The sequence below is a fragment of the Pseudomonas sp. M2 genome (genome assembly GCF_015751845.1).
Classification (GTDB): domain Bacteria; phylum Pseudomonadota; class Gammaproteobacteria; order Pseudomonadales; family Pseudomonadaceae; genus Aquipseudomonas; species Aquipseudomonas putida_E.
The window spans coordinates 16,319-38,549 of the sequence record NZ_JADOUD010000001.1 but is presented as its reverse complement, the minus strand read 5'-3'; the positions used below and the strand labels follow the sequence as shown (position 1 = coordinate 38,549).

Here is a 22,231-nt window from a genome sequence, read left to right as displayed (position 1 = left end):
TATCCCGAAGGCCCGCCGTGCGCCGGGTGTGTATTCAGGAAGTGATGCTGCCGGCCAGTGCGCTGGCGAGCATGAAGAAGGTGCAGGCGAAGAGCATGGAGAAGGAGCCGCGCAGGATGTAAAGGCGCTTGGCTTTCTGGTAGCTGGTCATGGTTTCACCCCGGAAGGCTTGGCTTAGGGATGCGCTTGAAGTTTTGAACTGGCTGGAGCTTTGAGACGCCATACCAGTGGCACTGCGGGTTCTTCGCGATCGAACGCATGGAGGCAAGAATGCACTCTTTGTGCATTGACCCTCGGAACCCACCGCCCAGATAATGGCGCAGCCGCTCATTGAACTTGATCAGGTCAAGGTTGCTGTGGAAGTAGCGTTCGCTCATGCCCGCACCTCATAGGCGAGGGTGCACATGCCGCAGAGGTAGGCCCGGCCCGACCAAGCCGCCGGGTTCTCGATGTGAGCCATGCGCGCCTGATTCATGGCGTCCTCCATGGTCAGGCCCTTGAACACCAACAGGATTCGATCGTCTGGCACGGCCTGGGCGACCTCGGCCACCTGGTCGTCGATGATCGATGGAAAGATCGGCGTAGTCATGCAACCTCCTTGCGCCCATCAACGATCTTGTTGAGGCGCCCGCAGTAGTGGTTGAACTCTTCGATGGTGATGCGCTGGTCGGCCATCATTTCGGTTAGTTGCTTCTGGATCATCACGGACCAACTCACCGGGGTTGATGGGTCGGCCAGCGCTTCTAGTTCGTTGTCGAGCAGAACGTGGGGGCTCATAGGCGCGCCTCGTCTGCCTCGTACTGCAGGCCCTGCTCGGCGTATTCATCAAGCATTGACTCAGCGATCTCGTAGAGCTTGCCGTTGACGTGGTCGCTTGGGCCAAGGATGTCAGGGACCATGCTTTTCACTGTGCCACCGGCCTGCGCCTGAAGCAGGAGGAGGGCCAAGGCGTTGAGGTCGTCCTTCTCAGCCTCTTGCAGAGCGCGAAGGTGCTCGGCCACCTTGGCCACGAACTGGTCTTGGCGGACGCCAACCGGGCCACCAAAGCGCTGCGGGATCAAAACGTCGCAGCCGCCAACAAGGCTTTCCGCGTTGTTCTCAATCCACTGCTGCGCCGCTTCCTGATGCGCCGAGTCGTCTTCCGGCTCAGCATGGTCATACCGCCATTGTGCTGCTCGAAGTGCGCCCATGGTCGCCTCCAGTTACGGTTGGGATGCTCGATAGCGCCGCATGAGGCCTTTCGTCAGGCGCTTCATGATTCGCGGGTATCGGTCGGGGTGATGAAGTCGGCAGTAGAGATGCTCCCTGCCATAGCCTTCGTGATCGCAGTAGTCGCAATCGCAGTGCTTTTTGAGCAGCGCCCGCGCCTCAGCTGCGCATGCGGCGCGCAATGTGAACCAGCGGCGACCGCCGCCACGGAAGACGGCAGCAGTCTCGACTGTGACGGTCATGGCCTTCTCCGTGGTCGCGCTTTGACTGGTGGGTACTTGGCGACCTGATTTGCTTCGTGCTCATGCAGCCTCAAAAGAGCTGCGCATATCACCGGGTCGGCATCTCTGCTATCGCAATAGAGGTCCACGCGGGTCTTGATCTCGCCAAGCCTGTGGATTCGGTACGCGATATGCGCATCTTCCGCGCTGTCAAAAATCCCGATACTTGTGGTCTTCCCGAAGCTTTTGTACCTAGCCCTGAAGCTCTTCCCATGCATATGAACCCCCATGGGAAGATTTCTGTTTTTCGTCGAGAGATTGGCTAGTAGAGAGTTGATCCATGGCGGTACGAACAGGCAGGTTTCAGGGCTGTAGATCTTGTTCCCGATGACCAGCAGGTCTTTATCGAGAACCATCCCATCCCAACGCTGGGAGTCCATCCAGCTCTTGAAACCGGAGAACCTGAGCCATTCGGGATCAACCGGGCAGCCTTGATAGGTTGGATGCTGAGCGAGATACCGTGGCGAGTAGCAGCGCTCAAGCATGTGACCCCAGGTCCTGTAACGCTGATCGTCAGTGCAGCCATGGCCGCCCCAATCCCCGTCATTGATTCCTACGCCATGGACTAGAGTTCTCATTTCTTCGCCTGTCCGGTTGGTGGTGGGTTACTCGGTGGGATCGGCTGGCAGAGGGTGCCAGTGAGTGGTGATCGGTCGGGCGACTTCGCCGGGACCGTCAGCACAGGTTTCAATGTGCTGGCAGGATTCCTCGGCCTCGTACCACGCGCCGCCTTCGGTATCGCTCGAATCCGCCTGCCAGCAGTCCAGCTCGGCAGCGAAGCAGTTCCAGTTCGGCCACTTGCGCCACACCACGACGACCTGGCCGTCTGCCGGCTTGGCGTCGGCGCATTTGATCCAGCCGCTCATGGCTTCACCCGGGCGGCGAGCATTGCATCCGCCATGGCGTAGGAGATTTCAGCGACGATGCGCATTTGCTCGCCTGAGCTATCGCCGGTTTCGTCCAGTTCTTTCGCCTGCCATGCGTTGGCCAAATAGCCGTTCATGGCCTTGGCCGCAAAGTAATCGCGGGTCGTCAGCCCAAAGCAGGTGCCGTGCCCGCCGTACTCGCTGGCTTGCACGGGGAAGGCTGGCTGCTCGCCGGCCTCTGTTGGTTGGCACTCGAAGCAGATACCGCCGACCTGCTCGGATTCTTCGATGCAGCTTGCACAGTGCAGGCATCGGCCTACGCCAGATGGTTCTGGTGGCTGGTACATGGGTTGTCCTCATGACCGCATTGGCCGGATGCCAGGCGCAGTGACCAAACTGGGCGTGAAAAGCCAGCCTGGCACCCGCCAATGCGGTCGTATGTGAAGGGAAGGGGATGCGGGATGCATCGGAAAGCGCATGGCCGGTAACGACATTTGATCCGGACGATTCCAAGCGCTTTCCGATGAACCCCGCTAAAGGAACATCGGGCCTGCCTTTGGCTCACTGCAGGCTGGTGATTGAGATCCGCTGGTGGAACAGCGGGTGCCGCGCTCGAAGCTACCAACATCGAGCGTTTCCCGTTGCTGATACCCGCCGGGATTAGGGTCGAGGGGTAGGTTGCTCGGGAGAGCAGCCTCACTGATCAGCTCAGTGTTTAGGTGCAGGCGGTGAGCGCTACCTCACATGCATCTGGTCTGGCCGGGTAGGCCCCGGATTCGCCTGCGTGTACGTCGATTAAGGTTTACTTTGGTGCGCCTTAAGCTGCATAAGGCTCACGTTGATGCGCTTTAAATCGATGAAAACTGCATCGGGGTGTGATCTTGTGGTCAATCGCCACTTCGGGTTTCACCCAGGCCAGCAATCCACGACTGGTCCGGTAGGCCGGAGTTACACCGGCCCGCTCATTGCGTTTTATTGACTGGGCTGCGCTACCAGCCGCTGTCACCTTTTCAGGTCGCGCCCACTGGATTGAAGATCACACTCCGATGCAGCCTGCGATGGAGAGCAGGGCATCGGGCCGTCTTTCCGGCTGTCAGGGGATCAGTCGACGCCGATCTTTCCGCCGCCTGGCTTGGCGATGGTCTTCAGCATCTCGCGTTGCAGCTCGCCAATCGCCCACGCCGCGGCCATCACTGCAACGTCTCGGCACATCGCGCCCTTGACGTTGAAGCCTTCGACGCTGATGCCGTCTTTCGTGATGGTGACGCGCCCGGTCTTTGTGATCTTCATCTCGTCATCGGTGCAGTACATGCTGCCCTCCAGGGCGGTTGATTATCTGGTCAGCCACCGAAGGCCTTCGCGCATAGCAGACTGCAGATGGTTCCGCAGAGCCGCTTGAAGCAGCTCGCTACCCTCGGCCTTGCTGATGGCGTCGCAGATATCGCGACCCTCTTTCGTGTCTGGCTTGAACTTCACTCTCACTATTCGCATAGCTATCTCCAGTGGATTCCCCCTGATGCGCCCCGCTTGAGGCGCACCGGGCAATCGTCTGCTCAGTTTAAGTAACGCCGCTCAAGTGTGATCTTCTCCGCTTGAGGTACCGGCGAAACGTTGTACCGATAGGCGTCCGTGGTCTCGTCGATCACGAAGTTGAAGCGGTGGGCAAGCTCGCGAAGTGCCTCAAGCGAGATTGAAATGACCAAGCCATTGAAGCTGGTCGAGACTGTGTCGACCCCGGCAGTTTTGAATACATCGCCTGGGTTGCTGCTCCAGGCTCCAGTGACCTCCTCTACGCTGCCATCGCGCATCTTGAAGGTTCCACCACACGCTCCACCGCTACCTGCCGAGCAGTAGTCGACAAGACCTTCGCTTTGGGCCAGGTAGAGCCGGCCGAATCGCTCGTAAACCAATCCTTCCTGAATCTCGTCACGGGCTTTCTGATCGCCGCGAAGCCGCATGTTCCAGCGGCGGTTGTACCAACTCAGCTCGACGCTGGTCACGGCATCTACGAGTTTCATGCTGCGTTCCTCCAGTTGATTTCCAATGCCGGCTCAGTGAACCGGCATCAGTAAATCGTTCTGTCCCATTACCGCCGGGGTGGCGGGGCGCATTGCATGCCGGGTCTTTCGTGCCTACTGGGCGTAACGGTTCGAGCCTTTCGCTCTCGATCAGCCGTACAGGGTTCTCCCTGTCGTGGTCAGCCTTTCGGGGCTGTCTGATCGCCGGTCGCCGGTAGAGGCAATGCGGTCTATTCACCAGTTCCAGAGCTGGCATGGGGATCGAATTTATTGCTCGCGCTGTGCCGTTGCCGGGATCGATCCGCGAGGTTCCCATCAATGTGTAAAGAGCGGTCGGCTTGAGGGCCTCCGCAGTCCCTGTTCGGTGACTGCGTGAAACAAAAGTAGCACTGCTGTTATTGGTGAGTCAACAGCAGTGCTGTTATTTTTTATGTGAGCCAACAAAAGCCCCTTACCTGAATACCGTGGGCGGTGGTGGCGCTCTGCTACAATGCGCCGACCAAAAACGTGGAGACTGGAATGAAAGGGATCATCGCGGTGTTAGCGGCAGCTGTTGCGCTCGGCGGATGCGCAGCGGGGCCAACGTGGCAGGCCACTGGCACTACTGACGAGTTCACGGATAAGACCACGATGATGGTTACCACGAGCGAGTTCCCGGCCTCGGGCTCAATCGTGACCAGGTCGCTTCACTTCTATCCAGTTGTGCGAAAGGAGGGTGATGAGATCTACGTGGGACTGATGTCCGGAGGCCGGTTCAAGATTCCAGTTGGGACAGTCCAACTGCGCATCGACCAGAATGAGGCCTGGACTATTACGCCTCAGGAAACCCCTGTGAGCATGATGCCTTCGGCACCCCAGTACGCTGTAAACCTGCCGACCGAGCAGGCTGCTATGGTCAAGCAGGCCCAGGATCAGGCAATGCTCAATATGACTCAGTTGATGAGTCCATACACTGTCACTGGTGGTGAGAAGGCCAAGAAAATCCTGAAGCAGATGCTTGCCGGGCAGGTCTTGAAGTACCGGACGGTTGGCATCAATCAGGCAGCTTCAACAACAGGTGAGGCAGCAATCGACCCTACGCTGGCCGAATCGCTAAGGGCCATCGGAATCAATCCAGAGTCCCTGTGATGCACACAGCAAAAAGCCCGCCGTGATGGGCGGGCTTCTAGTTCAATGCCGGCCTACTTTGTGAGCATTTCTCGAGATTGCGAGTCATTCGATATTGTAATGATCTTGGCAACCACCCCGCCTTGCGGCAGCAGGCCATACTGGGATGGAGCTTGCCAACTGACGGTCGAGCTCAGGAAGTATTTTCCCGGTGGCACGCTAGAGAAACTGAAGTTGCCGTTGCCATCAGCCTGGGTGGTCAGCAGCCCTTGAGATGCGCGCGGGTCGGCCGGCGCTAGAGGCTGGCCGCCTAGGTAATTTACTTCATACCACTGCTGTGAGTACGAGGTAACCGGTTGCAGATGGACATCGCTGCCGGCGCCAAATTTAACGTCGCCGCCAACTGTGCGCATAAAGACTTGCCCGGTCAGTGATCCTGTCCCGGTTTTGGGGAGTGCATCGTATTCTGATGCCGGGAATGGCACCCTTGGCACTGCTTGCTGTTGAGGGATGGCGCACGCAGACAGAGCAAGAGACAGCGCCAGAGGTATCCATACTTTCTTCATCGTGAAACAGGCCCTTTTTGGTTGAGCCGCCACCCTACCATTGTGGCTTCGTGCCATCACGCAAGTGCATCGTCAGAGGTCGCCGCCGCGCCAGATTACCTGCCCAATTATTCGGTGCTCATTGTCCTCGCAACGGAAGAAGTACCGGTCGGGGTACTGTTCCTTGTCATCGTTGTCGCTGCGAAGGATCCACTTGCCGAAAGGCGCCTGCACGAGGCGCTTCACGATCGTTCCGTCCGCACCGGCCAGGACGAACACCTGGCGGTCGACCGGCTCAACGCGGGACCGATCAATCAGCAGCACGTCGCGGTCATTGATGGTCGGCCACATGCTCTGCCCCTCGGCGTAGATCACGATCAGCTGATCAGCCTTGGCGCCTTTGACCTTCAGCCAGTCGCGCTTGAAGGCCAAAGTCGAACGGATCTCGACATGAGGGTTCTCGCTGCCCAGGCCTGCTGCCGCCTTGGCGTCGTACTGAGGCACGAACGCATAGCGATCGTCTTCCGACTCAGGAACATCGGCAGACACTGGCAGGGGGGAATTCGCCGCAGGCGCCTCATGATCGGGGTGCACAAACGAAGATGCGCGCCGGATTCCTGCTGCAAGAGTAGGGCTCACCTCGGCGGGCTCGAAGTCGAGAGCCTCCGACAGCTTGACCAGCGCCTCAAGATTGAGTGCGACCTTGCCAGTCATGTATTGGCTCACTGTGCTCTGGGGAGATCTCCACTCGCAACGTTCGCCCACCTCAGTCTGGGTGAGGGGCGGCTTTGACGGATCTTCCCTGGATTCCTTCGCGCGCTTTTTGTAGATGTCGTGCAGCCGCTTCGCATCCGCGAGCTGTTCAGCAGAAAGAGGGGTTCTGATCGGTTTCTTCATGCGCGTGATTTAGTAGCAGCGCTGCTTCTTTAGCAAACAGCACTGCTACTCTTTGTCCTTGAAAAGTGTAAAACAGCAGTGCTAATATCCAGATAAACCCCTATGAGGCAGACCAGATGAAGACTGTATCCCTTGAGGATTACCTGGCCGAGCAAGGAACCCAGAGCGACCTCGCCAAGGCCCTGGGGATCCAGCAAAGCGCCGTATCCCAGATGTTCCGCGCCAAGCGGGATATCCGAATCACGATTTATGACGACGGCCACATTGAGGCGAACGAGATTCGCCCGATCCCAGCCCGAAAGTCAGCCGCATAACCATTCCCAACAGCAAGGAGCCGTCCCCGCATGTACGCCAACCCCAAGCACCTGCACGACCGCGAGATCAAGGTCCGGGTCGACGAGGACACATTCAACCTGATCCAGGCGTTAGCCGCGTATCACCGCACCCAGCGTGCCGTGCTGTGCCGAGAACTGCTGGAAGCGCAGCTAGCTGCCCTGGCTTCGGAGAATACCGGCGATCAAACCGCAGCCTGAAGGCCGCGAGGAGGCCCTATGCCGATCCAAGAGGTCGGTCTGGATCAGCACTTGATGGAGAAGCTCGAGCGGGAAGCTGAACGACGGGGAATGACCCCTGAAGCCCTCGCTGCAGAAATGATCGATCGAGAGCTGGCCAGCCGAACCAAGCTCCGCTTCACGCGGGGAACCGTAACACCATTCCATCGCAGGGCCTGAACCGGCCCTAACACGTAACTGATAAGCCCGAACGACTCACCCAGCGAGCAGGGGATCACCCGATGGCCTACGACGACAAAGCTCACCGCCACGACCACCAGGTCAAGGTTCGCTTGGATGACGAGGACTTCAACGAGCTGAAGGGGTATGCCCTGGAGCTCAAGGCTCAGCACAGCGTGCTGGCCCGGGAAATCATCCTGGCCGCGCTGGCGTTCAAGAAAGAGCACGGCCACCTGCCGCTGATCAACGAGAAGAAGGCCAGGGCCTGAATGGGTCCAGGGGAGGACGAATGTCGCCTGCAAACGAAGCAGTACAGCAGCACGACGTGGAGATCGCCCGGTTCCGCCGGAATGACTTCGCGGACCTGGAAGCCTGGGCGGAGGAGGTCGGTGTGAGCACCGATGAGCTGGCCGCGCAGATCCTGAAAAGGACCGCGCACTTCCTCGGTCAGCGGGGAAAGCCCAAGAGCAACAACGTGGTGCCGTTCGCGGCGCCAAGGTAACCGTCCGAACCCTAATTAGGGACCCAGGCGCCAGTCCCTCAAAAGGGACGCCAAATCGCAGAGACAAAAAAGCCGGGATTGCGGCCCGGCTCTCTGCAATACACAACTTGTGAAGGGAATTATGCATATGCAGACCCAAAGTGTACAGGCCCTCAACCGGCCCGCGCCACAAAATGCGAACCACGATTTCGTGGCGCGCACGATGTCGTCGCGCGAAATCGCTGAACTGACTGGAAAGCAGCATCAGCACGTCAAGCGCGACATCGAGAAGATGCTTGGCGACCTGAAAGAAGATGCGTCCAAGTTTGGACAGATCTATTTCGACTCGCAAAACCGGGCTCGGCGCGAGTATTGCCTGGACCGTGAGCACACCGACTGCCTGCTTACCGGCTACAGCGCCGCTATGCGCATGGCCGTCATTAAACGTTGGCGCGAACTCGAAGCCCAGGTCACGCCGGCGCCCACCGACTTGAGCAAGCTGGAAATCCTCCAGATGGCCCTGGAGTCGGAGAAAGCCCGCGTCCTTCTCACCGTGCAGGTCGAGGCCCAGGCCAAGAAGATCGACCACCTGGAGAACCTGTTCAAGGAAGGCATGAGCCACGTCCAGTTCTGCAAGGGCCTCAATGGGGTCAACGTGATGCAGGTCGGGCACTTCCTTGAGCGCCGCAACTGGCTCTACAACGAGAGCAAGTCCGGTACCAGGTACCGCGTCGCCGCCTACGCCCGCGACAAGTACATGACCGAGCACCAGCAGGAGATCACCCCGCACGGGCGCGAGGCGTTCATCAGCTACACGCCAATCCTGCTGCGTAAGGGGGCCGTGCGCCTGTACGAGCTGTACCTGGCTGGTGAGCTGCCCATGAAGAAGAACTGGGACGGCCTGCACACCCACGACAAGGCCGTGCGGGGTGCAGCATGAGCATCGACGTCGAGCAACTGAAGCGTCTGGACGAACTGGCATCAGCGATCCACGGGAAAGGCACCACCGTTGAAATGCTCAACCGCTGGGCAGCTTTCGAGTCTGCCTGCAAGCCTGAGCTTATCCAGGCAATGGTGGCAGAGCTTGGGCGCCTGAAGATCCGAGAACAGACGCAGGAGATCGAAGCGGAAGACGTGCGAATGCAGGTCAAGGAACTGGACTTGATGTTCGGTCGCTACCTGCTCGGTATGCGCGCCTCTGTTGTCGAGTGGCAGCACGGCAAGGGTGCCGACGCCGCGATGCAGTGGATCTGGAATGGCCTGGCCGGCCCAGGCGAGCTGCCTCCGGAAGAAGAAACGCAGGCCCAGGCCTACTTCGACCGTGAGGTGGTGAAGATCGAGGAAGGCCTGGAAGAGGTTTACGCCTACCGCGACAAGCGCCGCGCGGAGAAAGACAAGGAGCGCGGCCAATGAGCGTTCAATCCATGTCCTGGGCCCTGGAGCAGCGCGACATCGTGGACGCCACTGCGCGCTACGTGCTGCTGGTCCTGGCCAACTATGCCGACAAGAACGGCCGAGGGGCTTTTCCGTCCTCCGCCAGTATCAGCGATGACACCGGCCTCTCCATCCGCACGGTGAAGTACAAGCTCGACCACCTGCTGGAGATCGGGGTGATTCGCCTTGGGAATCAGGCCATTGCCGGTGCCTACATTGATCGTCACGACCGCCGCCCAACCGTCTATGACCTGTGCGTAGAACGGGGTGCAACAGCTGCACCCGGTTCCGAACGGGGTGCAAATGGCGACACAACGGGGTGCAGCTCACGACAGAACGGGGTGCAAACCACGACAGAACGGGGTGCAGGAGCTGCACCCAATCCATCAATAAACCATCAATTAACCATCAAAGAACCGAAGGCCTCTGTCGCTGACGCTCCAGCTGCCGCGAAGAAGGCTCCGAAGTTTGACCCGCTGACCTGCAAACCGGCCAACGTGAGCGACTCCATTTGGGCCGACTGGTGCCAGCACCGCAAGGAGATCGGAAAGCGACTGACCAAGACCTCATGCGAGCGGCAGGCCGCCCAGCTGGCCAAGCACCATGCACCTGACGCCGTGATCAACCAGTCCATCAGCAACGGCTGGACCGGCTTGTTCCCGGAGAAGGTGCTACCGGGTGCTCAGCAGGGCCCGCGCCGAAACGGTCCCGACTTCAGCGACACCACTTGGGCAAACGACCTGGGGGCCTTATGACCGCACAACCGAAACTGCGCAGCGTGACGCAGATCATGGCCACGGCCCGCAACCTGCCCGCCGAGGCGCACACCCCGGCCAAGCAGTTGGACCCAGGCACCACCGAAGTGGTCAACGCCCTGTTCAAGGAGCTGCAGGCCATCTTCCCGGCGTGGAAGCAGGCCTGGCCAGACGATGACGCGCTGAAGGCTGCCAAGCGCAGCTGGATCAAGTCGTTTGTGGCCGCGGGCATCAACACACTCGAGCAGATCCGCTTCGGCATCCAGAAGTGCCGGGTGCTGGGTACCGACTTCGCCCCGAGCAGCGGCAAGTTCATCAAGCTGTGCCAGCCGACCCCGGAAGAAATGGGCATTCCGCCGCTTGCACGGGCCCTAGCGGAGGCGCTGGAGAATTTCCACCCCAGCAGGGCAGGGTCACGCGTTTGGACGCACGCAGCGGTGCGCCACGCGGCCCTGCAGTGTGAAGCCCAGAACCTTGGGTCAATGGAGGTGGAGCGGGCCGAGAAGGTGTTCGCCCGGGCTTACGACATCACCATTCGCATGCTGGTCGCCGGCGAGCCCCTGGGCGACATCGCCGCCGGCATCGGACACGACAGCCAGAAGAGCCTGAGCGAGCTGGCCGACGAGTACGCCAGCCAGCGCCAGGCCCGTCTGCTGGACCTCCAGCAGATCCCAACCAGCGCCGCCGCGTGCCGTGCACACCTGCTGGCCAAGTTGAACATCAAGCGCGCCGGGCAGCCGGCCGGGGAGGGGGTGTGATGCGTACCTACCTCAAAGCCGTGCTGATGATCGTGCTGGTACCGACCGTGATCATCGCTGCATCTGCGGCCTTCACCCTGTGGGTCAGGTTTGCCGTGTCACTGGATCTGTCGTGGCCCGCGAAGCTGGCGATCATGGCAGGCCCGTCGATCCTGCTGGCCGCCATCCCCACCGCCTGGCTGATGAACAAGCTCGAGGAGAAGCCATGAGCAAGAGACAACCCATGCAGCCTGTCGTGGTTGCGGCCGACGGCGTTATCCGCTTCAAGGCAAATCAGATCATCAGCGACATGCTCGACCTTTGCCAGAAGCATGGATTCGGCCTGAATGAGATCGCCATGCGCGATTACGAAAAGGATGACCGTTCCCAGCTCATGCAGCTGATCGGGTACAGCGTCAGCGGCTACGGCAATCTGGACTGTTCACGCGCTAAGCACGTGATGCGCGCTGACGAGAAAGCAGAATCGCTGGTGAACGAGGTGGCGCCATGACCGAGAAGATCAGCGTCAACAGCCAGGCCAAGCTATCCGAGGCCATCACCATGCTGACCCGTCTGTACCGAGACAAGAAGTTCGTGGTCGTGAGCATGCGCCCGGGTAAGGACCGCACTCTGGACCAGAACGCCCTGTGGTTCGCCATGTACGAGCGAATCGCCAAGAGCACCGAGATGGGTGACATCGAGGACGTTCGCCGTTACTGCAAGCTGCACCTGGGGGTGCCGATCATGCGCGCGGGCTGCGCCGAGTTTCGCACCGGCTGGGCTGAGTCGTTTATCCACTTGGATTACGACGTCAAGCTTCGCCTGATGGGCCCTTGCGCCATGTTCGGGCCGGATGGCTTCCCGGTGACCCGTCTTTTCGACCGCGCTCAGGGCTGCCAGTACACGGACCGGATCGTCGAGGAATTCGCCGCGCGCGGCGTGCACTTCGCGGACCTACTGGGGGAGGCCGCTGCGTGAGGACAGTTCTCAAGGAAGTGAAGCAGAAGACCTGCAAGGCCTGCGGGACGAAATTCCGGCCATCGCTGTCGACGCAGAAGGCCTGCGGCGTGCAGTGCGCACTGGAGCTGGCGAAGAAGCCGGAGAACCAGCAGGTAGCTCGCAAGGCTATTGCCCAGCGTGAACGCCGCGAGATCCAAGTGCGCAAGCAGAAGCTCAAGAGCCGAGCCGATTACGTACGTGAAGCCCAGGCGGTGTTCAACCTGTGGGTCCGTCTGCGCGACGAAGCGCAGCCGTGCATCAGCTGCGGCCGGCACCACCAGGGCAAGTACGACGCAGGGCACTACCGCACCGTTGGCGGAAACCCTGAGCTGCGCTTCGAGCCGCTCAACTGCCACAAGCAATGCGTGCCCTGTAACCAGCACAAGTCGGGCGACATCGTGAACTACCGGATCAACCTCGTGCAGCGCATAGGCGCCGAGCAGGTTGCCTGGCTGGAAGGCCCTCATAAGGCCCAGCGCTACACCATCGACGAACTCAAGGGCATCAAGGCTCTGTATCGGGCCAAGGTCAAGCAGCTAAAGGAGGCCGCATGAGCAAGGTCGCAATGATTGGCGGGCCGCCAACCCAGGCCCCAGAAGGCTGGTTGAAACCGATGTTCCCGATCACGGGTATGGCGCACTACTTCGAAAAGGAATTCGACCTGCCGGCCGTGGATGGCCAAGGGGTGGCCACTTCCTGGCACTCGCTCTGCGGGCTCGATGCAATCAGCACCGAGAAGATGCCGATGTTTGAGGCGGGTAACTGGGTTCGCTGCAAGCGCTGCGAGCAGCAGATGGAGAGGAGGGGTGCTGCATGACCTGGGATTGGAATGACGCAGCGCACATCCTCGTGCTGGCGTTGATCGTGGCAAGCAACTTGTGCGTTTGGCGCGCCATGCGCGTATCGGATCGGATGAAGAAGGAGAAGGGCGAATGAGCTATCAGAACGTGGTATCAGCTGTGGTTCGCGCCCTGGCGGCTGAGACAATTAACAGCGCGGGCGGCTGTGACTTCGAGCCGAAGGTTCAAGCGGCCAAGCAGAAGGGCGCCATCGTGGGCAAGGAGGCGGCTTTCCTCTTCGATTGCATGGTGTTCAGCAGACTGCACAAAAACCTCACAGCGGAGCACTGGCGGCACCTGGTGGCGAAGTACTCGACACACGTCGACAGGAAGCATGCAGCGATCGAGGAAATCACTCGTTCTCATCGCTCGCCGGCGCCAGAGCGTTTCCGCCACTGCGCGATCCTGACTTGGGCTATGCCTAAGCTGCCAGGTGTGGACGGTAAGCGCAGTACCAGCGTCCTGCCAGCCGCCTGGTACGAGATGGACAACTGGAGCAATGAGCCGCACCCGATCAAGACTCAGGAGCGCTGGAGGCGCGATATCCGCAAGGCTCTGGAGCGCGAGGTAGACGCCGCCCTGGTCGAGGCCCAGCACATTCTCGACCATGAAGGCCTTTTGGTGGCAAGTGTCGCTTGACGGCGAGTGAGCCAATGAGCCAATATGCGCCCATCCTGTCATTCCTGCGCGTTTAGGAGTGACACCAAAGAGCCCGGCCAAGTGCCGGGTTTTTTATTGGCCCCATGAGGGCCTCAAGAGTCCCGGTCAAGCGCCGGGATTTTTGTTCCAGCAAGAAACGCAACTGCAGCCAGGGCAGGCCTCATGGCACGGCCTGCCTGCAAAAGTATGGAGAGGGGAATTTGATCTACTTGGTAGAGGTGGAGAATTTCCGATTCATCAAGATCGGGTATTCGGCAAATGACGATGTGAGCGTTAGGATTTCGCAGCTCCAGACTGGAAACCCTCATCAGATCAATCCGGTTTTTTGCGTGGATGGCACCTTGCGCCAGGAGCAGGCGCTCCACGCTGCAATGGCAGCGGCAATGCTGAGGATTCGGATCGGCATTCCAGGAAATGAGTGGTACCCAGGGAGGCATCCAATCATCAAGGAGATGATTGAGGCGCTTCGGTCTGGGCCAAACCAAGCGATGGCCTTTCTCGACAAGTATCACGCGTCAGTCAAGCAGCCGAGTCCGAATAAGCCTGACCTGACCCCGAATATCAAGATCAAGCGCAAGTGCAGAAGCGCTGCGTAGTAAATCGCGGGTAGCGCAGGTCGCTAGACAGCCCTCCAAGCTGACGATCGGGGTTCGATTTCCCGTATCTGCTCCAATTTCGTTATGTGCTGCTCCGCACGTTTGCCCGGTCCCTCAATAGGGTCTTGCCGGGCCTTCTTCTAGGAACCATTCATGGCCGAACCAGCAAGCACGACTGCCGGCGTCCTGCTGGTGAAGTACGGCGTGATCATTGGCGGCTTCGCAGGAGCGATCCTCTCGCTGACCTTCCTGCGAGGTCTCACCAGGGGCCAGGCAGTCGCGGCCTTCTTCACCGGCTTCGCTTCAGCGATCTTTTGCACCCCGCTCGCCATCACTTACTTCAAGCTTGAGGCAGGCGGAGAAGCCCAATACGGCGTGGCCTTTCTGATAGGCCTTCTGGCAATGAACATCATCCCGGTGCTGAAGTCGCTCGTGGGGTCGTTCGGAGCCAAAGGAGCTACCTGATGAGCTCGACCCTGATTTCAACCCTGATCGGCGCCAATGCCTTCCTGAGCGTGTTGGTGGTAATCGCTGCGTGCGACTACCTGCGCCGGATACGACCCATGGATTACCCATTGCTGGCTGTCGCGTTCTACCTGGTGGCCATCGGCGCGTTTGGATCGTTCGTCCTTGCCATGAGCGGCCATGTTCCCACCCTGTACGGCGTGATCCTCAAGCTGGGCATTGTCCTGTATGCGGTAGCCCGGCGCGGCCATGTGTTTCAGCCGGGGTAGGGCGCCACAAAATCTAGATGCGCCGTTTCGTGGCGCCACCATGGAGATTCCCAGATGGGCCAGCTTCCTGACATGACCGGCGCTTTCATCATGCTGGGCCTGATTTGTGCCGTAGCCGGCTGGGCATTCATTGAAGGCCTGATCTGGGTCTTCTCGCATTTCCGCGTGGTGCTGGCATGACCACCATCGCCTACAAGGACGGCGTAATCGCCTACGACGACTATGAGAAGTGCATCGAGCAGGGCGGCGTAAAGTTCTTCTGTTCGGGCGCCGTGCCCGACTTCCAGCGCCTGGTTGATACGTACTTCGGCGCCAAGCCAGATGGAAACATCGACGCAACGGCGCTCGTCCTTGATGGCGAAAGCCTGATGATGGTCGCCGTTGATGACGCCACGGGGCTGTGGAAGTCACCAGTTTTGCGTGACCGACCGTATGCCATCGGAAGCGGAACGCCATACGCATTCGCTGCGATGGACATGGGCGCATCTGCCGAGAAGGCCGTCGAGATGGCGGCAAGGCGCGATACAAGCACTGGCGGGACAATCAGAACCCTGAGGATTGATCAGCATGGCCAGGCCACTACCTCCAGCTGATCTGCTTGATTCGCCATTCCTGATCTTGGGCCCGGCACCTGAAGTCTGGGAGTGGATACAGAGTGAGATTCTGGCGGACACCGGCAGCATCCATAACCCCGAGCATGCGCACCTCATCGATGCGAGTGTCGGCGTGCTGTGGGCATCGTCTTCCTTCAACAAGAAGGGGCGCTCAGTGCTGGGTCAAGCCGAACAGCTGATGATCCGTGCTGGAGGATGGCAGAAGGCGCGCCAAGAGCAGCAGATGCGCGCCTGGTTCGGCGAGGAGCCTGAGTTCCTCATCACCCTGGCCGGTGACTACTGCGCTCAGTGCAGCGAGGCTGAGTTCTGCGCCTTGGTCGAGCATGAGCTGTACCACATCGGCCAATCCGAGGACGAGCACGGTGCACCGAAGTTCACCCAGGAAGGGCTACCGAAGCTCTACCTGCGCGGACATGACGTAGAAGAGTTCGTTGGGGTGGTCAGGCGCTACGGTGCCAGCGAAGACGTACAGCAGCTGATCGACGCTGCAAGCCGGCCGCCTGAGGTGGCCAAGATCAACATTTCGAGGGCCTGTGGAACCTGCCTGCTCAAGTCGGCCTGAATCCTGACAGGTCCTGACGGATGACATTCACATGGCAGCACTACGAAGCGAGGTCAAAGCCTTCATTGTTCAGGCTCTGGCCTGCTTCGATACACCGTCCCAGGTGGTGGAGGCCGTCAAGAAAGAATTTGGGGTAGATGTCAGTCGCCAGGTGTGCGAGGGGCATGACCCAACCAAGTACGCCGGGCGCGGCTTGGCCAAGCGTTGGGCGGACATGTTCCATGCATGTCGGGAGCGGTTCACAGCCGAGACGGCCGACATCCCCATTGCGCATCGTGCCTACCGTCTCCGTGCGCTAGGCAGGATGGCCGAGAAAGCCGAGTCCATGAAGAACATGGCCCTGACCGCCCAGTTGCTGGAGCAGGCGGCCAAAGAGGTCGGTGATGTGTATGTGAACCGCAAACTCGAACCCGAAAAGCCCCTGGGCTCCCAGGCGGACCAGCAGCACGCCGTTGCTGAGTACAAGCTGGAGCCTGATGAGAATGTCCCCGCTACCCCGTACCTATGAGGCGCCGGTCAAGCTGACGCCCAAGCAGGCGAACATCTACGTGTGGGGCTTCCAGCGTAACGCACGCTTCCGTGACGCGGTGTGCGGTCGCCGGTTCGGCAAGACCTTCCTCGGCAAGGCTGAGATGCGCCGTGCGGCCAGGCTGGCTGCTGAGTGGGGCGTGAGCGTAGAGGATGAGATCTGGTACGCCGCTCCCACACAGAAGCAGGCCCGCCGGGTGTTCTGGCGCCGACTGAAGCAGGCTATCCCCCGAGAGTGGCGGGACTGCAAGCCGAACGAGTCAGACATGCTGATCACGCTTAAGAGCGGTCACCTGATCCGCTGCGTGGGCCTGGAGAACTACGACGACCTGCGCGGCTCCGGCCTGTTCTTCGTTCTGGTGGATGAATGGGCGGACTGCAAGTGGGCGGCCTGGGAAGAAGTCCTGCGCCCGATGCTTTCGACGTGCGAGTACGTGATACCTGGTGTCGGCAAGTGCAAGGGCGGCCATGCGCTGCGGATCGGCACCCCGAAGGGCTTCAACCACTGTTTCGACACGTACCGCGATGGGCGGCCAGACGGCGAGCCTGACCACAAGAGCTGGCTCTACACCTCGCTGCAGGGCGGCAACGTCCCGGCTGAGGAGCTGGATGCCGCGCGGCGGAAGATGGACCCGCGCACGTTCCGGCAAGAGTACGAAGCCAGCTTCGAGAACTATGCCGGGGTCGTTTACTACACCTTCAGCCGCAGCGAGAGCCGCACCAGCGAGCGAATCAAGCCGGGCGAGGCCCTGCACATCGGTATGGACTTCAACGTCATGAAGATGGCTGCGGTGGTCTATGTCGTCCGCGATGGTCTGCCCCTGGCCCTGGATGAGTTCCACTCGGTGCGAGATACGCCGGAGATGATCGAGAAGATCAAGGCCAGGTTCCCCGGCCACGGCATAGCGGTCTATCCCGACGCCAGTGGCCAGAACACAAGCAGCAAGAACGCCAGCGAATCCGACCTTTCCTTGCTGCGCAAGGCTGGATTCACGGTGATCGTGGATACCCATAACCCGAGCGTCAAAGACCGGGTGAACTCGGTCAACGCCATGCTGCTGAACAGCTACGGCGAGCGCCGGCTTAAGGTCAACATGGACCAGTGCCCACAGCTGACGTTGTGCCTGGAGCGGCAGACCTACGACAAGCATGGCGAGCCCGACAAGGACCCGAAAAAGGGCCATGACCACATGAACGACGCCGCCGGCTACTTCATCGCCAAGCGCTACCCGATCAACGTGGACATGACCACCAGCCAACCCCTGAGAATGTGAACATGAGCGATAACCCGAGCTTCACCCTGCCAGCTGTCGACGAGATGCGCCGATACTGGGCGGTGATCTCTCCGCTCATGGGCGGGACCATGGCCATGCGCGCTGCTGGCCAGGCGCTGCTGCCGAAATACCCAGCAGAAGATGATGAGATCTACAAGTCTCGCCTTGCCCAGTCCACCTTGCTGCCCGCGTACTCTGAGACGGTCGGCAACATGACCTCTCGGGTGTTTGCGGAGCCGCTGCAGCTGGGCGACGACGTTCCGGCCGAGATTGCGGAGATGGCAACGGACATAGACCTGGCCGGAAACGACCTGAACAACTGGTCGGTGGAGTTCTTCCGGAATGGCTTGAGCCACGGCCTGTGCCACGCGTTCGTTGATCATCCAGCCTCCGAAGCCGGCCGCACCATGGCGGAAGAGAAAGCCGCGGGCGTCCGCCCATATGCTGTCATGGTCAAGCCTGAGCAGGTTCTCGGGTGGAAGGCAAAGGGCGGGGTGCTGACCCACATTCGCTACATTGAGGCGATCGAGGAAGAGGATGGCGAGTTCGGCGTTGATGTCGTCTTGCAGATCCGCGTACTTGAGCCAGGGCTGTGGAGAATCTACCGAGCCCCAAGCAAGGGTGGCACCTGGGCAGTTCATGACGAGGGCGTCACCAGCCTGACGTACATCCCATGGGTGACGTTCTACACCGGCCGCACCGGTTTCATGACTGCCAAGCCACCGCTGCTCGAGCTGGCCCACCTGAACGTGAAGCACTGGCAGAGCCAGAGCGACCAGGACAACATCCTGCATGTCATTCGCGTGCCGATTCTGGTGCGTATCGGCATTCAGGCCCAGTACGACAGCCAGGGGAAGTTCATTCCGCCAGAGTTCAAGGTTGGCACCGGATCACTTACCGATCTGCCGAAAGATGGCGACCTCAAGTATGTGGAACACACGGGCAAGGCTGTAGAGGCCGGGCGCACCGCGCTACAGGACTTGCTGGATGAGATGCGGATGGCAGGTGCCAAGCTGCTGACCCCGGACAAGTCTGCGACCAAGACCGCGACACAGGCCGAGGAAGAAGCTGCTCAGGAGCTTTCGCCGCTGGCCCGCATGGCTCACCAGTTCGGTGATTGCCTGGGGCAGCTGCTCCAGTTCATGGCTGATTACCGTGGCCAAGGTGAGGGCGGTACCGTCGAGATGCGCGGAAACTTCGACGTTGACTACATGCCTGAGGTTTCGCTTCCAACTCTGGTATCCATGGCCAACGCCGGAATGCTATCGAAAGAGACGCTGTTCGCTGAGATGCAGCGCCGTGGCGTGATCAGCGACGAATACGACTGGGAGAAAGAGCTGGCCAAGATTGAATCCCAAGGCCCAGCCCTCGGGGCGATCTGATGAAGACAGCAAACGAGCAGCTGATTGACGAGCTGATTGGGCATGAGGTCGACCTGTCCAGGTTAAGCAATGCCCAAGTCGTCGCGATCATCAAGATCCTGAACGGTAACGACGCTGAGCTGCGTGCGGCGTTGGTGTCTGCCATCGAGGCGCTGGGTACAGACCTGAGCGCTTCGGCCGTGGATGCCGCGCTGTTCCGGGTCAACCAGCTGAACAGCGACACCTTCGCCCAGGTTCGCCAGGCTATGAATGCGCTCACTGATGGCGTAGCCACCTACGAGATCGCGTTCCAGCTGAACCTGTTCGAATCGATCGTGCCAGCCCTGGTGCAGGCCGGGTTCCCAATCCAGGTCGCACAGTTCAGCCAGGTGAGGGCGCAGGCCGCAGCCAGGCCATTCCAGGGGCGATTGCTTTCCGAATGGATGGACGGCATCGAGGCGGACCGAAAGGCGCTCATACGCAACGCTGTGCGCGCTGGCGTGGTAAACGGACAGACCACAGCTGAGATCGTGCGAACGATAATGGGCACCAGGGCCGAGAAGTACGCGGACGGCCTCTTGCAGCGGCCACGCCGCGAAGTGGAGTCCGTAGTAAGGTCCGCTGTATCGCACACCGCAGAGACTGCCAGCGACAAGGCGTTCGAGGCCAATAGCGACATCATCAGCCATGTTGAGTGGCTGAGTACGCTGGACAGCCGGACATCGACAACCTGCCGAATCCGTGACCGCCTGCCGTACACGCTGGGCACCTACCAGCCAATTGGGCACAAGATCCCATGGCTGGCTGGCCCGGGGCGCATTCACTTCTGCTGCCGGTCCACCAAGATCCCGATACTCAAGAGCGCCCAGGCGCTGGGGATCAGTGACGCGGCTACGCGGGCAAGCATGGATGGCCAAGTTCCACAGCAGACCACCTACGCGCAATGGCTTGCTCGCCAGCCCGCAGCCCGCCAGGACGAGATCCTCGGGCCTGAGCGCGGGAAGATGCTGCGCCAGGACAAGCTGAAGCTGGAAGACTTCTACAACGAGCGCGGGAAATTCCTGACGCTCGACCAGCTGCGCGAACGACTCAAGTAATTCCGCGCCACAAAATACGAGCATCGCGTTTTGTGGCGCGCAATGCAGGCCTCGCCCAGTGCGGGGCTTTTTTCTGCCTGCGGTTCGGATGGACGGGGCGCAATAGGGCCGGATGGCTCATCAGCAGGCCGGATGGCCCAGAGAGACGAGATGAAACTCAAAACCGTTGAAGTGGATGGCAAGCAGTACGCAGTGATCGAAGACGGCAAGCCCGTCTATGTCGAGGACGATGGCAAGGAGGTCGCCTTCGATGCTGTGGGCACCCGCAGCACAATCACTCGGCTGAACGCCGAAGCCAAGTCGCACCGAGAGCGCGCTGATGGCCTGGAGAAGACGGCCAAGGCATTTGAAGGCATCGAAGATGCTGCCGCCGCCAAGAAGGCGCTGGAAATCGTCGCCAACCTCGACGCCAAGAAGCTGGTGGATGCCGGCGAGATCGAGAAGGTGAAGGGTGAAATCAGCAAGGCCTTCCAGACCCAGCTGGACGAAGCCAACACCAAGGCTCAGACCTTCGAGCAGCAACTGTACGCCGAGAAGATCGGTGGCAGCTTCGCCCGTTCGCAGTTCATTGCCGAGAAAATGGCTGTCCCGGCAGACATGGTGCAGGCCACCTTCGGCAGTAACTTCAAGATCGAGGAAGGCAAGGTCGTCGCTTATGACGCTCAAGGCCAGAAGGTCTTCAGTCGCTCCCGCCCAGGTGAGCTGGCCGACTTCAACGAAGCGCTCGAAACGCTCGTCTCGCAGTACCCGCACCGCGATCACATCCTCAAGGGCACCGGTGCTCAAGGCACAGGCGCCCACACGACCAATGGTCAAAAGCCCCAAACCAAGGGAAGCCTCGGCGGTGACAAGGCAGCGCGCCTGGAAGCCATCAAGGCCATGACCGCAGACGCTTAAGGAGCCAACATGGCACTTTCGAACATGAAGGTATTCAACGAATACCTCAAGCAAACCACCATCGAGACCCTGCAGCAGGACGTTGAGAAGTTCAACGCCGCGTCTGCCGGCTCGATCCGTCTTACCACCCAAGGTATCGACGGTGACTTCCTGCAGGAATCGTTCTGGGCTGGCCTGCATAGCGCTCAGCGCCGTGTTGACCGCTATGCCGCGAACGGCGCCCAGTCCTCGACCCCGCTGGCTCAGAAGCAGTATGACGCGGTGAAGATCGCCGGTGGCTTCGGCCCGATCATCTGGGAGCCCGCACAGCTTTCCTGGGTGCAGAAGAACCCGGAGGAGGCGCTGGAGGTCATCAGCCGCAACCTGTCCGAGTCGATCATGTCGGACCAGCTGAACACCGCCATCGCAGCCCTGGTCGCGGCCATCGGTAACCAGTCGGCAGCGGTGAACGACGTATCTGCCACCGCCGGCATCACCTACGTTGGCATCAACAACGCCCACGCTCTGTTCGGTGACGCGTCCCAGCGCCTGGTGGCTCAGGTCATGACCGGTGCCATGTATCACAAGCTGATGGGGCAGAACCTGGCCAACGCTGAGCGCCTATTCACCTTCTCGGGCGTCCAGGTGGTCGACATTCTCGGCAAGGCGGTCATCGTCACTGACGCTGCCGCGCTGTACGAGGCTGGCACCCCGAACAAGGAGAAGGTGCTGAGCCTGGCCGATGGCGCAGCGGTGGTGATGGACGGCTCCGACCTGATCACCAACATCGAAACCTCCAACGGCAAGGAGCGGATCGAGACCACCATGCAGGCCGACTACACCTTCGGCCTGGGCCTCAAGGGCTACACCTGGGACACCGCCAACGGCGGCAAGTCGCCGACCAACGCCGAGCTGTCCACCGGGACCAACTGGGATCTGGTGGCCAACAGCATCAAGGCCTCGGCTGGCGTAATGACCATCGGTGACGCCGCGCAGTAATCGGCATAGCGCCCTTCGGGGCGCATTCCTC

Annotated in this window: 41 protein-coding genes; 29 read left to right on the top strand and 12 right to left on the bottom strand. The window is 60.3% G+C overall.

What is annotated here, in order from left to right; genetic code table 11:
* Positions 1-155: 155 nt before the first annotated feature.
* The 10 genes from IWW33_RS00280 to IWW33_RS00235 form a co-directional block, all read right to left on the bottom strand.
* On the bottom strand, positions 156-377 hold the full coding sequence (locus IWW33_RS00280) for a hypothetical protein (protein WP_196914158.1): 222 nt from the start codon (positions 375-377) through the stop codon (positions 156-158).
* Positions 374-589, bottom strand: a complete 216-nt coding sequence (locus IWW33_RS00275) for a hypothetical protein (protein WP_070572859.1) — start codon at positions 587-589, stop codon at positions 374-376. The genes IWW33_RS00280 and IWW33_RS00275 overlap by 4 nt, the downstream gene beginning before the upstream one ends.
* Positions 586-777: a hypothetical protein gene (locus tag IWW33_RS00270; RefSeq protein ID WP_186703268.1), complete on the bottom strand. Its 192-nt coding sequence runs from the start codon at positions 775-777 to the stop codon at positions 586-588. The genes IWW33_RS00275 and IWW33_RS00270 overlap by 4 nt, the downstream gene beginning before the upstream one ends.
* Positions 774-1,190, bottom strand: coding sequence for a hypothetical protein (locus tag IWW33_RS00265; RefSeq protein WP_196914157.1), 417 nt, complete (start codon positions 1,188-1,190; stop codon positions 774-776). Before IWW33_RS00265 ends, IWW33_RS00270 begins: the two co-directional genes overlap by 4 nt.
* 12 nt (positions 1,191-1,202) lie before the next feature.
* Entirely contained in the window at positions 1,203-1,451 is a 249-nt protein-coding gene (locus IWW33_RS00260; RefSeq protein WP_196914156.1) for a hypothetical protein, read from the bottom strand.
* A complete protein-coding gene (locus tag IWW33_RS00255; RefSeq protein ID WP_196914155.1) occupies positions 1,448-1,975 on the bottom strand; it encodes a hypothetical protein in 528 nt (175 codons plus the stop codon). The genes IWW33_RS00260 and IWW33_RS00255 overlap by 4 nt, the downstream gene beginning before the upstream one ends.
* A 120-nt stretch (positions 1,976-2,095) precedes the next feature.
* Positions 2,096-2,356, bottom strand: coding sequence for a hypothetical protein (locus IWW33_RS00250; RefSeq protein WP_196914154.1), 261 nt, complete (start codon positions 2,354-2,356; stop codon positions 2,096-2,098).
* A complete protein-coding gene (locus IWW33_RS00245; protein ID WP_231386135.1) occupies positions 2,353-2,703 on the bottom strand; it encodes a hypothetical protein in 351 nt (116 codons plus the stop codon). Before IWW33_RS00245 ends, IWW33_RS00250 begins: the two co-directional genes overlap by 4 nt.
* A gap of 754 nt (positions 2,704-3,457) precedes the next feature.
* Positions 3,458-3,667 (bottom strand): hypothetical protein, encoded by a 210-nt coding sequence (locus IWW33_RS00240; protein ID WP_071984530.1) that lies wholly within the window; start codon positions 3,665-3,667, stop codon positions 3,458-3,460.
* A gap of 242 nt (positions 3,668-3,909) precedes the next feature.
* Entirely contained in the window at positions 3,910-4,374 is a 465-nt protein-coding gene (locus IWW33_RS00235; protein WP_196914153.1) for a hypothetical protein, read from the bottom strand.
* Between the two features lie 519 nt (positions 4,375-4,893).
* On the opposite strand from IWW33_RS00235, the gene IWW33_RS00230 reads away from it, so the two are divergent.
* On the top strand, positions 4,894-5,502 hold the full coding sequence (locus tag IWW33_RS00230) for a hypothetical protein (protein WP_196914152.1): 609 nt from the start codon (positions 4,894-4,896) through the stop codon (positions 5,500-5,502).
* Between the two features lie 53 nt (positions 5,503-5,555).
* On the opposite strand, the gene IWW33_RS00225 is transcribed toward IWW33_RS00230, so the two are convergent.
* Together IWW33_RS00225 and IWW33_RS00220 are read right to left on the bottom strand one after the other, a co-directional pair.
* On the bottom strand, positions 5,556-6,047 hold the full coding sequence (locus tag IWW33_RS00225) for a hypothetical protein (protein WP_196914151.1): 492 nt from the start codon (positions 6,045-6,047) through the stop codon (positions 5,556-5,558).
* Between the two features lie 72 nt (positions 6,048-6,119).
* Positions 6,120-6,923 (bottom strand): LexA family transcriptional regulator, encoded by an 804-nt coding sequence (locus tag IWW33_RS00220; RefSeq protein WP_196914150.1) that lies wholly within the window; start codon positions 6,921-6,923, stop codon positions 6,120-6,122.
* A 116-nt stretch (positions 6,924-7,039) separates the two neighbouring features.
* Here IWW33_RS00220 and IWW33_RS00215 point away from each other — a divergent pair, with 116 nt between their 5' ends.
* The 28 genes from IWW33_RS00215 (at position 7,040) to IWW33_RS00090 (ending at position 22,200) form a co-directional block, all read left to right on the top strand.
* Complete coding sequence (locus tag IWW33_RS00215) at positions 7,040-7,237, top strand: Cro/CI family transcriptional regulator (RefSeq protein WP_045195692.1); 198 nt, start codon at positions 7,040-7,042, stop codon at positions 7,235-7,237.
* Positions 7,238-7,267: 30 nt separating this feature from the next.
* The gene (locus IWW33_RS00210) at positions 7,268-7,456 is read left to right on the top strand and encodes a hypothetical protein (RefSeq protein WP_004573832.1); all 189 of its coding nucleotides are present in this window, start codon (positions 7,268-7,270) and stop codon (positions 7,454-7,456) included.
* An 18-nt stretch (positions 7,457-7,474) separates the two neighbouring features.
* Positions 7,475-7,654, top strand: coding sequence for a hypothetical protein (locus IWW33_RS00205; RefSeq protein WP_196914149.1), 180 nt, complete (start codon positions 7,475-7,477; stop codon positions 7,652-7,654).
* A gap of 62 nt (positions 7,655-7,716) precedes the next feature.
* The gene (locus IWW33_RS00200; protein ID WP_027907143.1) at positions 7,717-7,923 is read left to right on the top strand and encodes a hypothetical protein; all 207 of its coding nucleotides are present in this window, start codon (positions 7,717-7,719) and stop codon (positions 7,921-7,923) included.
* Between the two features lie 20 nt (positions 7,924-7,943).
* Positions 7,944-8,156, top strand: a complete 213-nt coding sequence (locus IWW33_RS00195) for a hypothetical protein (RefSeq protein ID WP_196914148.1) — start codon at positions 7,944-7,946, stop codon at positions 8,154-8,156.
* 127 nt (positions 8,157-8,283) lie between these two features.
* Complete coding sequence (locus IWW33_RS00190; RefSeq protein ID WP_231386134.1) at positions 8,284-9,075, top strand: Rha family transcriptional regulator; 792 nt, start codon at positions 8,284-8,286, stop codon at positions 9,073-9,075.
* Complete coding sequence (locus tag IWW33_RS26565; protein WP_231386133.1) at positions 9,072-9,548, top strand: hypothetical protein; 477 nt, start codon at positions 9,072-9,074, stop codon at positions 9,546-9,548. The genes IWW33_RS00190 and IWW33_RS26565 overlap by 4 nt, the downstream gene beginning before the upstream one ends.
* Positions 9,545-10,324, top strand: a complete 780-nt coding sequence (locus IWW33_RS00180; protein ID WP_196914146.1) for a helix-turn-helix domain-containing protein — start codon at positions 9,545-9,547, stop codon at positions 10,322-10,324. Before IWW33_RS26565 ends, IWW33_RS00180 begins: the two co-directional genes overlap by 4 nt.
* A complete protein-coding gene (locus IWW33_RS00175; protein ID WP_196914145.1) occupies positions 10,321-11,082 on the top strand; it encodes a replication protein P in 762 nt (253 codons plus the stop codon). The genes IWW33_RS00180 and IWW33_RS00175 overlap by 4 nt, the downstream gene beginning before the upstream one ends.
* Entirely contained in the window at positions 11,082-11,291 is a 210-nt protein-coding gene (locus IWW33_RS00170) for a hypothetical protein (protein ID WP_196914144.1), read from the top strand. The genes IWW33_RS00175 and IWW33_RS00170 overlap by 1 nt, the downstream gene beginning before the upstream one ends.
* Positions 11,288-11,572 (top strand): hypothetical protein, encoded by a 285-nt coding sequence (locus IWW33_RS00165; RefSeq protein ID WP_196914143.1) that lies wholly within the window; start codon positions 11,288-11,290, stop codon positions 11,570-11,572. The genes IWW33_RS00170 and IWW33_RS00165 overlap by 4 nt, the downstream gene beginning before the upstream one ends.
* A complete protein-coding gene (locus IWW33_RS00160; protein ID WP_196914142.1) occupies positions 11,569-12,039 on the top strand; it encodes a hypothetical protein in 471 nt (156 codons plus the stop codon). Before IWW33_RS00165 ends, IWW33_RS00160 begins: the two co-directional genes overlap by 4 nt.
* The gene (locus tag IWW33_RS00155; RefSeq protein ID WP_196914141.1) at positions 12,036-12,614 is read left to right on the top strand and encodes a recombination protein NinG; all 579 of its coding nucleotides are present in this window, start codon (positions 12,036-12,038) and stop codon (positions 12,612-12,614) included. The genes IWW33_RS00160 and IWW33_RS00155 overlap by 4 nt, the downstream gene beginning before the upstream one ends.
* Entirely contained in the window at positions 12,611-12,877 is a 267-nt protein-coding gene (locus IWW33_RS00150) for a hypothetical protein (protein WP_196914140.1), read from the top strand. The genes IWW33_RS00155 and IWW33_RS00150 overlap by 4 nt, the downstream gene beginning before the upstream one ends.
* Positions 12,874-12,996 carry a hypothetical protein gene (locus tag IWW33_RS26830; RefSeq protein WP_281072841.1) on the top strand — a complete coding sequence of 41 codons (123 nt, stop codon included), beginning with the start codon at positions 12,874-12,876 and terminating at the stop codon, positions 12,994-12,996. The genes IWW33_RS00150 and IWW33_RS26830 overlap by 4 nt, the downstream gene beginning before the upstream one ends.
* Entirely contained in the window at positions 12,993-13,538 is a 546-nt protein-coding gene (locus IWW33_RS00145; protein ID WP_196914139.1) for a hypothetical protein, read from the top strand. Before IWW33_RS26830 ends, IWW33_RS00145 begins: the two co-directional genes overlap by 4 nt.
* A gap of 221 nt (positions 13,539-13,759) precedes the next feature.
* Positions 13,760-14,155, top strand: coding sequence for a GIY-YIG nuclease family protein (locus IWW33_RS00140; protein ID WP_170977600.1), 396 nt, complete (start codon positions 13,760-13,762; stop codon positions 14,153-14,155).
* A gap of 153 nt (positions 14,156-14,308) precedes the next feature.
* The gene (locus IWW33_RS00135) at positions 14,309-14,620 is read left to right on the top strand and encodes a hypothetical protein (RefSeq protein WP_054881780.1); all 312 of its coding nucleotides are present in this window, start codon (positions 14,309-14,311) and stop codon (positions 14,618-14,620) included.
* Positions 14,620-14,889 (top strand): hypothetical protein, encoded by a 270-nt coding sequence (locus IWW33_RS00130; protein WP_046787142.1) that lies wholly within the window; start codon positions 14,620-14,622, stop codon positions 14,887-14,889. The genes IWW33_RS00135 and IWW33_RS00130 overlap by 1 nt, the downstream gene beginning before the upstream one ends.
* Positions 14,890-14,943: 54 nt before the next feature.
* Positions 14,944-15,069, top strand: coding sequence for a hypothetical protein (locus IWW33_RS26825; protein WP_264359317.1), 126 nt, complete (start codon positions 14,944-14,946; stop codon positions 15,067-15,069).
* Entirely contained in the window at positions 15,066-15,482 is a 417-nt protein-coding gene (locus IWW33_RS00125) for a proteasome subunit beta (RefSeq protein WP_196914138.1), read from the top strand. Before IWW33_RS26825 ends, IWW33_RS00125 begins: the two co-directional genes overlap by 4 nt.
* The gene (locus IWW33_RS00120) at positions 15,457-16,065 is read left to right on the top strand and encodes a putative metallopeptidase (protein ID WP_196914137.1); all 609 of its coding nucleotides are present in this window, start codon (positions 15,457-15,459) and stop codon (positions 16,063-16,065) included. The genes IWW33_RS00125 and IWW33_RS00120 overlap by 26 nt, the downstream gene beginning before the upstream one ends.
* Positions 16,066-16,096: 31 nt before the next feature.
* A complete protein-coding gene (locus IWW33_RS00115; RefSeq protein WP_196914136.1) occupies positions 16,097-16,573 on the top strand; it encodes a DUF2280 domain-containing protein in 477 nt (158 codons plus the stop codon).
* Positions 16,548-17,867 (top strand): terminase, encoded by a 1,320-nt coding sequence (locus tag IWW33_RS00110; protein ID WP_196914135.1) that lies wholly within the window; start codon positions 16,548-16,550, stop codon positions 17,865-17,867. The genes IWW33_RS00115 and IWW33_RS00110 overlap by 26 nt, the downstream gene beginning before the upstream one ends.
* Before the next feature lie 2 nt (positions 17,868-17,869).
* Entirely contained in the window at positions 17,870-19,249 is a 1,380-nt protein-coding gene (locus IWW33_RS00105; RefSeq protein WP_196914134.1) for a DUF4055 domain-containing protein, read from the top strand.
* Positions 19,249-20,325, top strand: a complete 1,077-nt coding sequence (locus IWW33_RS00100; protein WP_196914133.1) for a hypothetical protein — start codon at positions 19,249-19,251, stop codon at positions 20,323-20,325. Before IWW33_RS00105 ends, IWW33_RS00100 begins: the two co-directional genes overlap by 1 nt.
* A gap of 150 nt (positions 20,326-20,475) precedes the next feature.
* Entirely contained in the window at positions 20,476-21,222 is a 747-nt protein-coding gene (locus tag IWW33_RS00095; protein WP_031688038.1) for a DUF6651 domain-containing protein, read from the top strand.
* A gap of 9 nt (positions 21,223-21,231) precedes the next feature.
* Positions 21,232-22,200 carry a major capsid protein gene (locus IWW33_RS00090; protein ID WP_196914132.1) on the top strand — a complete coding sequence of 323 codons (969 nt, stop codon included), beginning with the start codon at positions 21,232-21,234 and terminating at the stop codon, positions 22,198-22,200.
* Positions 22,201-22,231 lie beyond the last annotated feature (31 nt).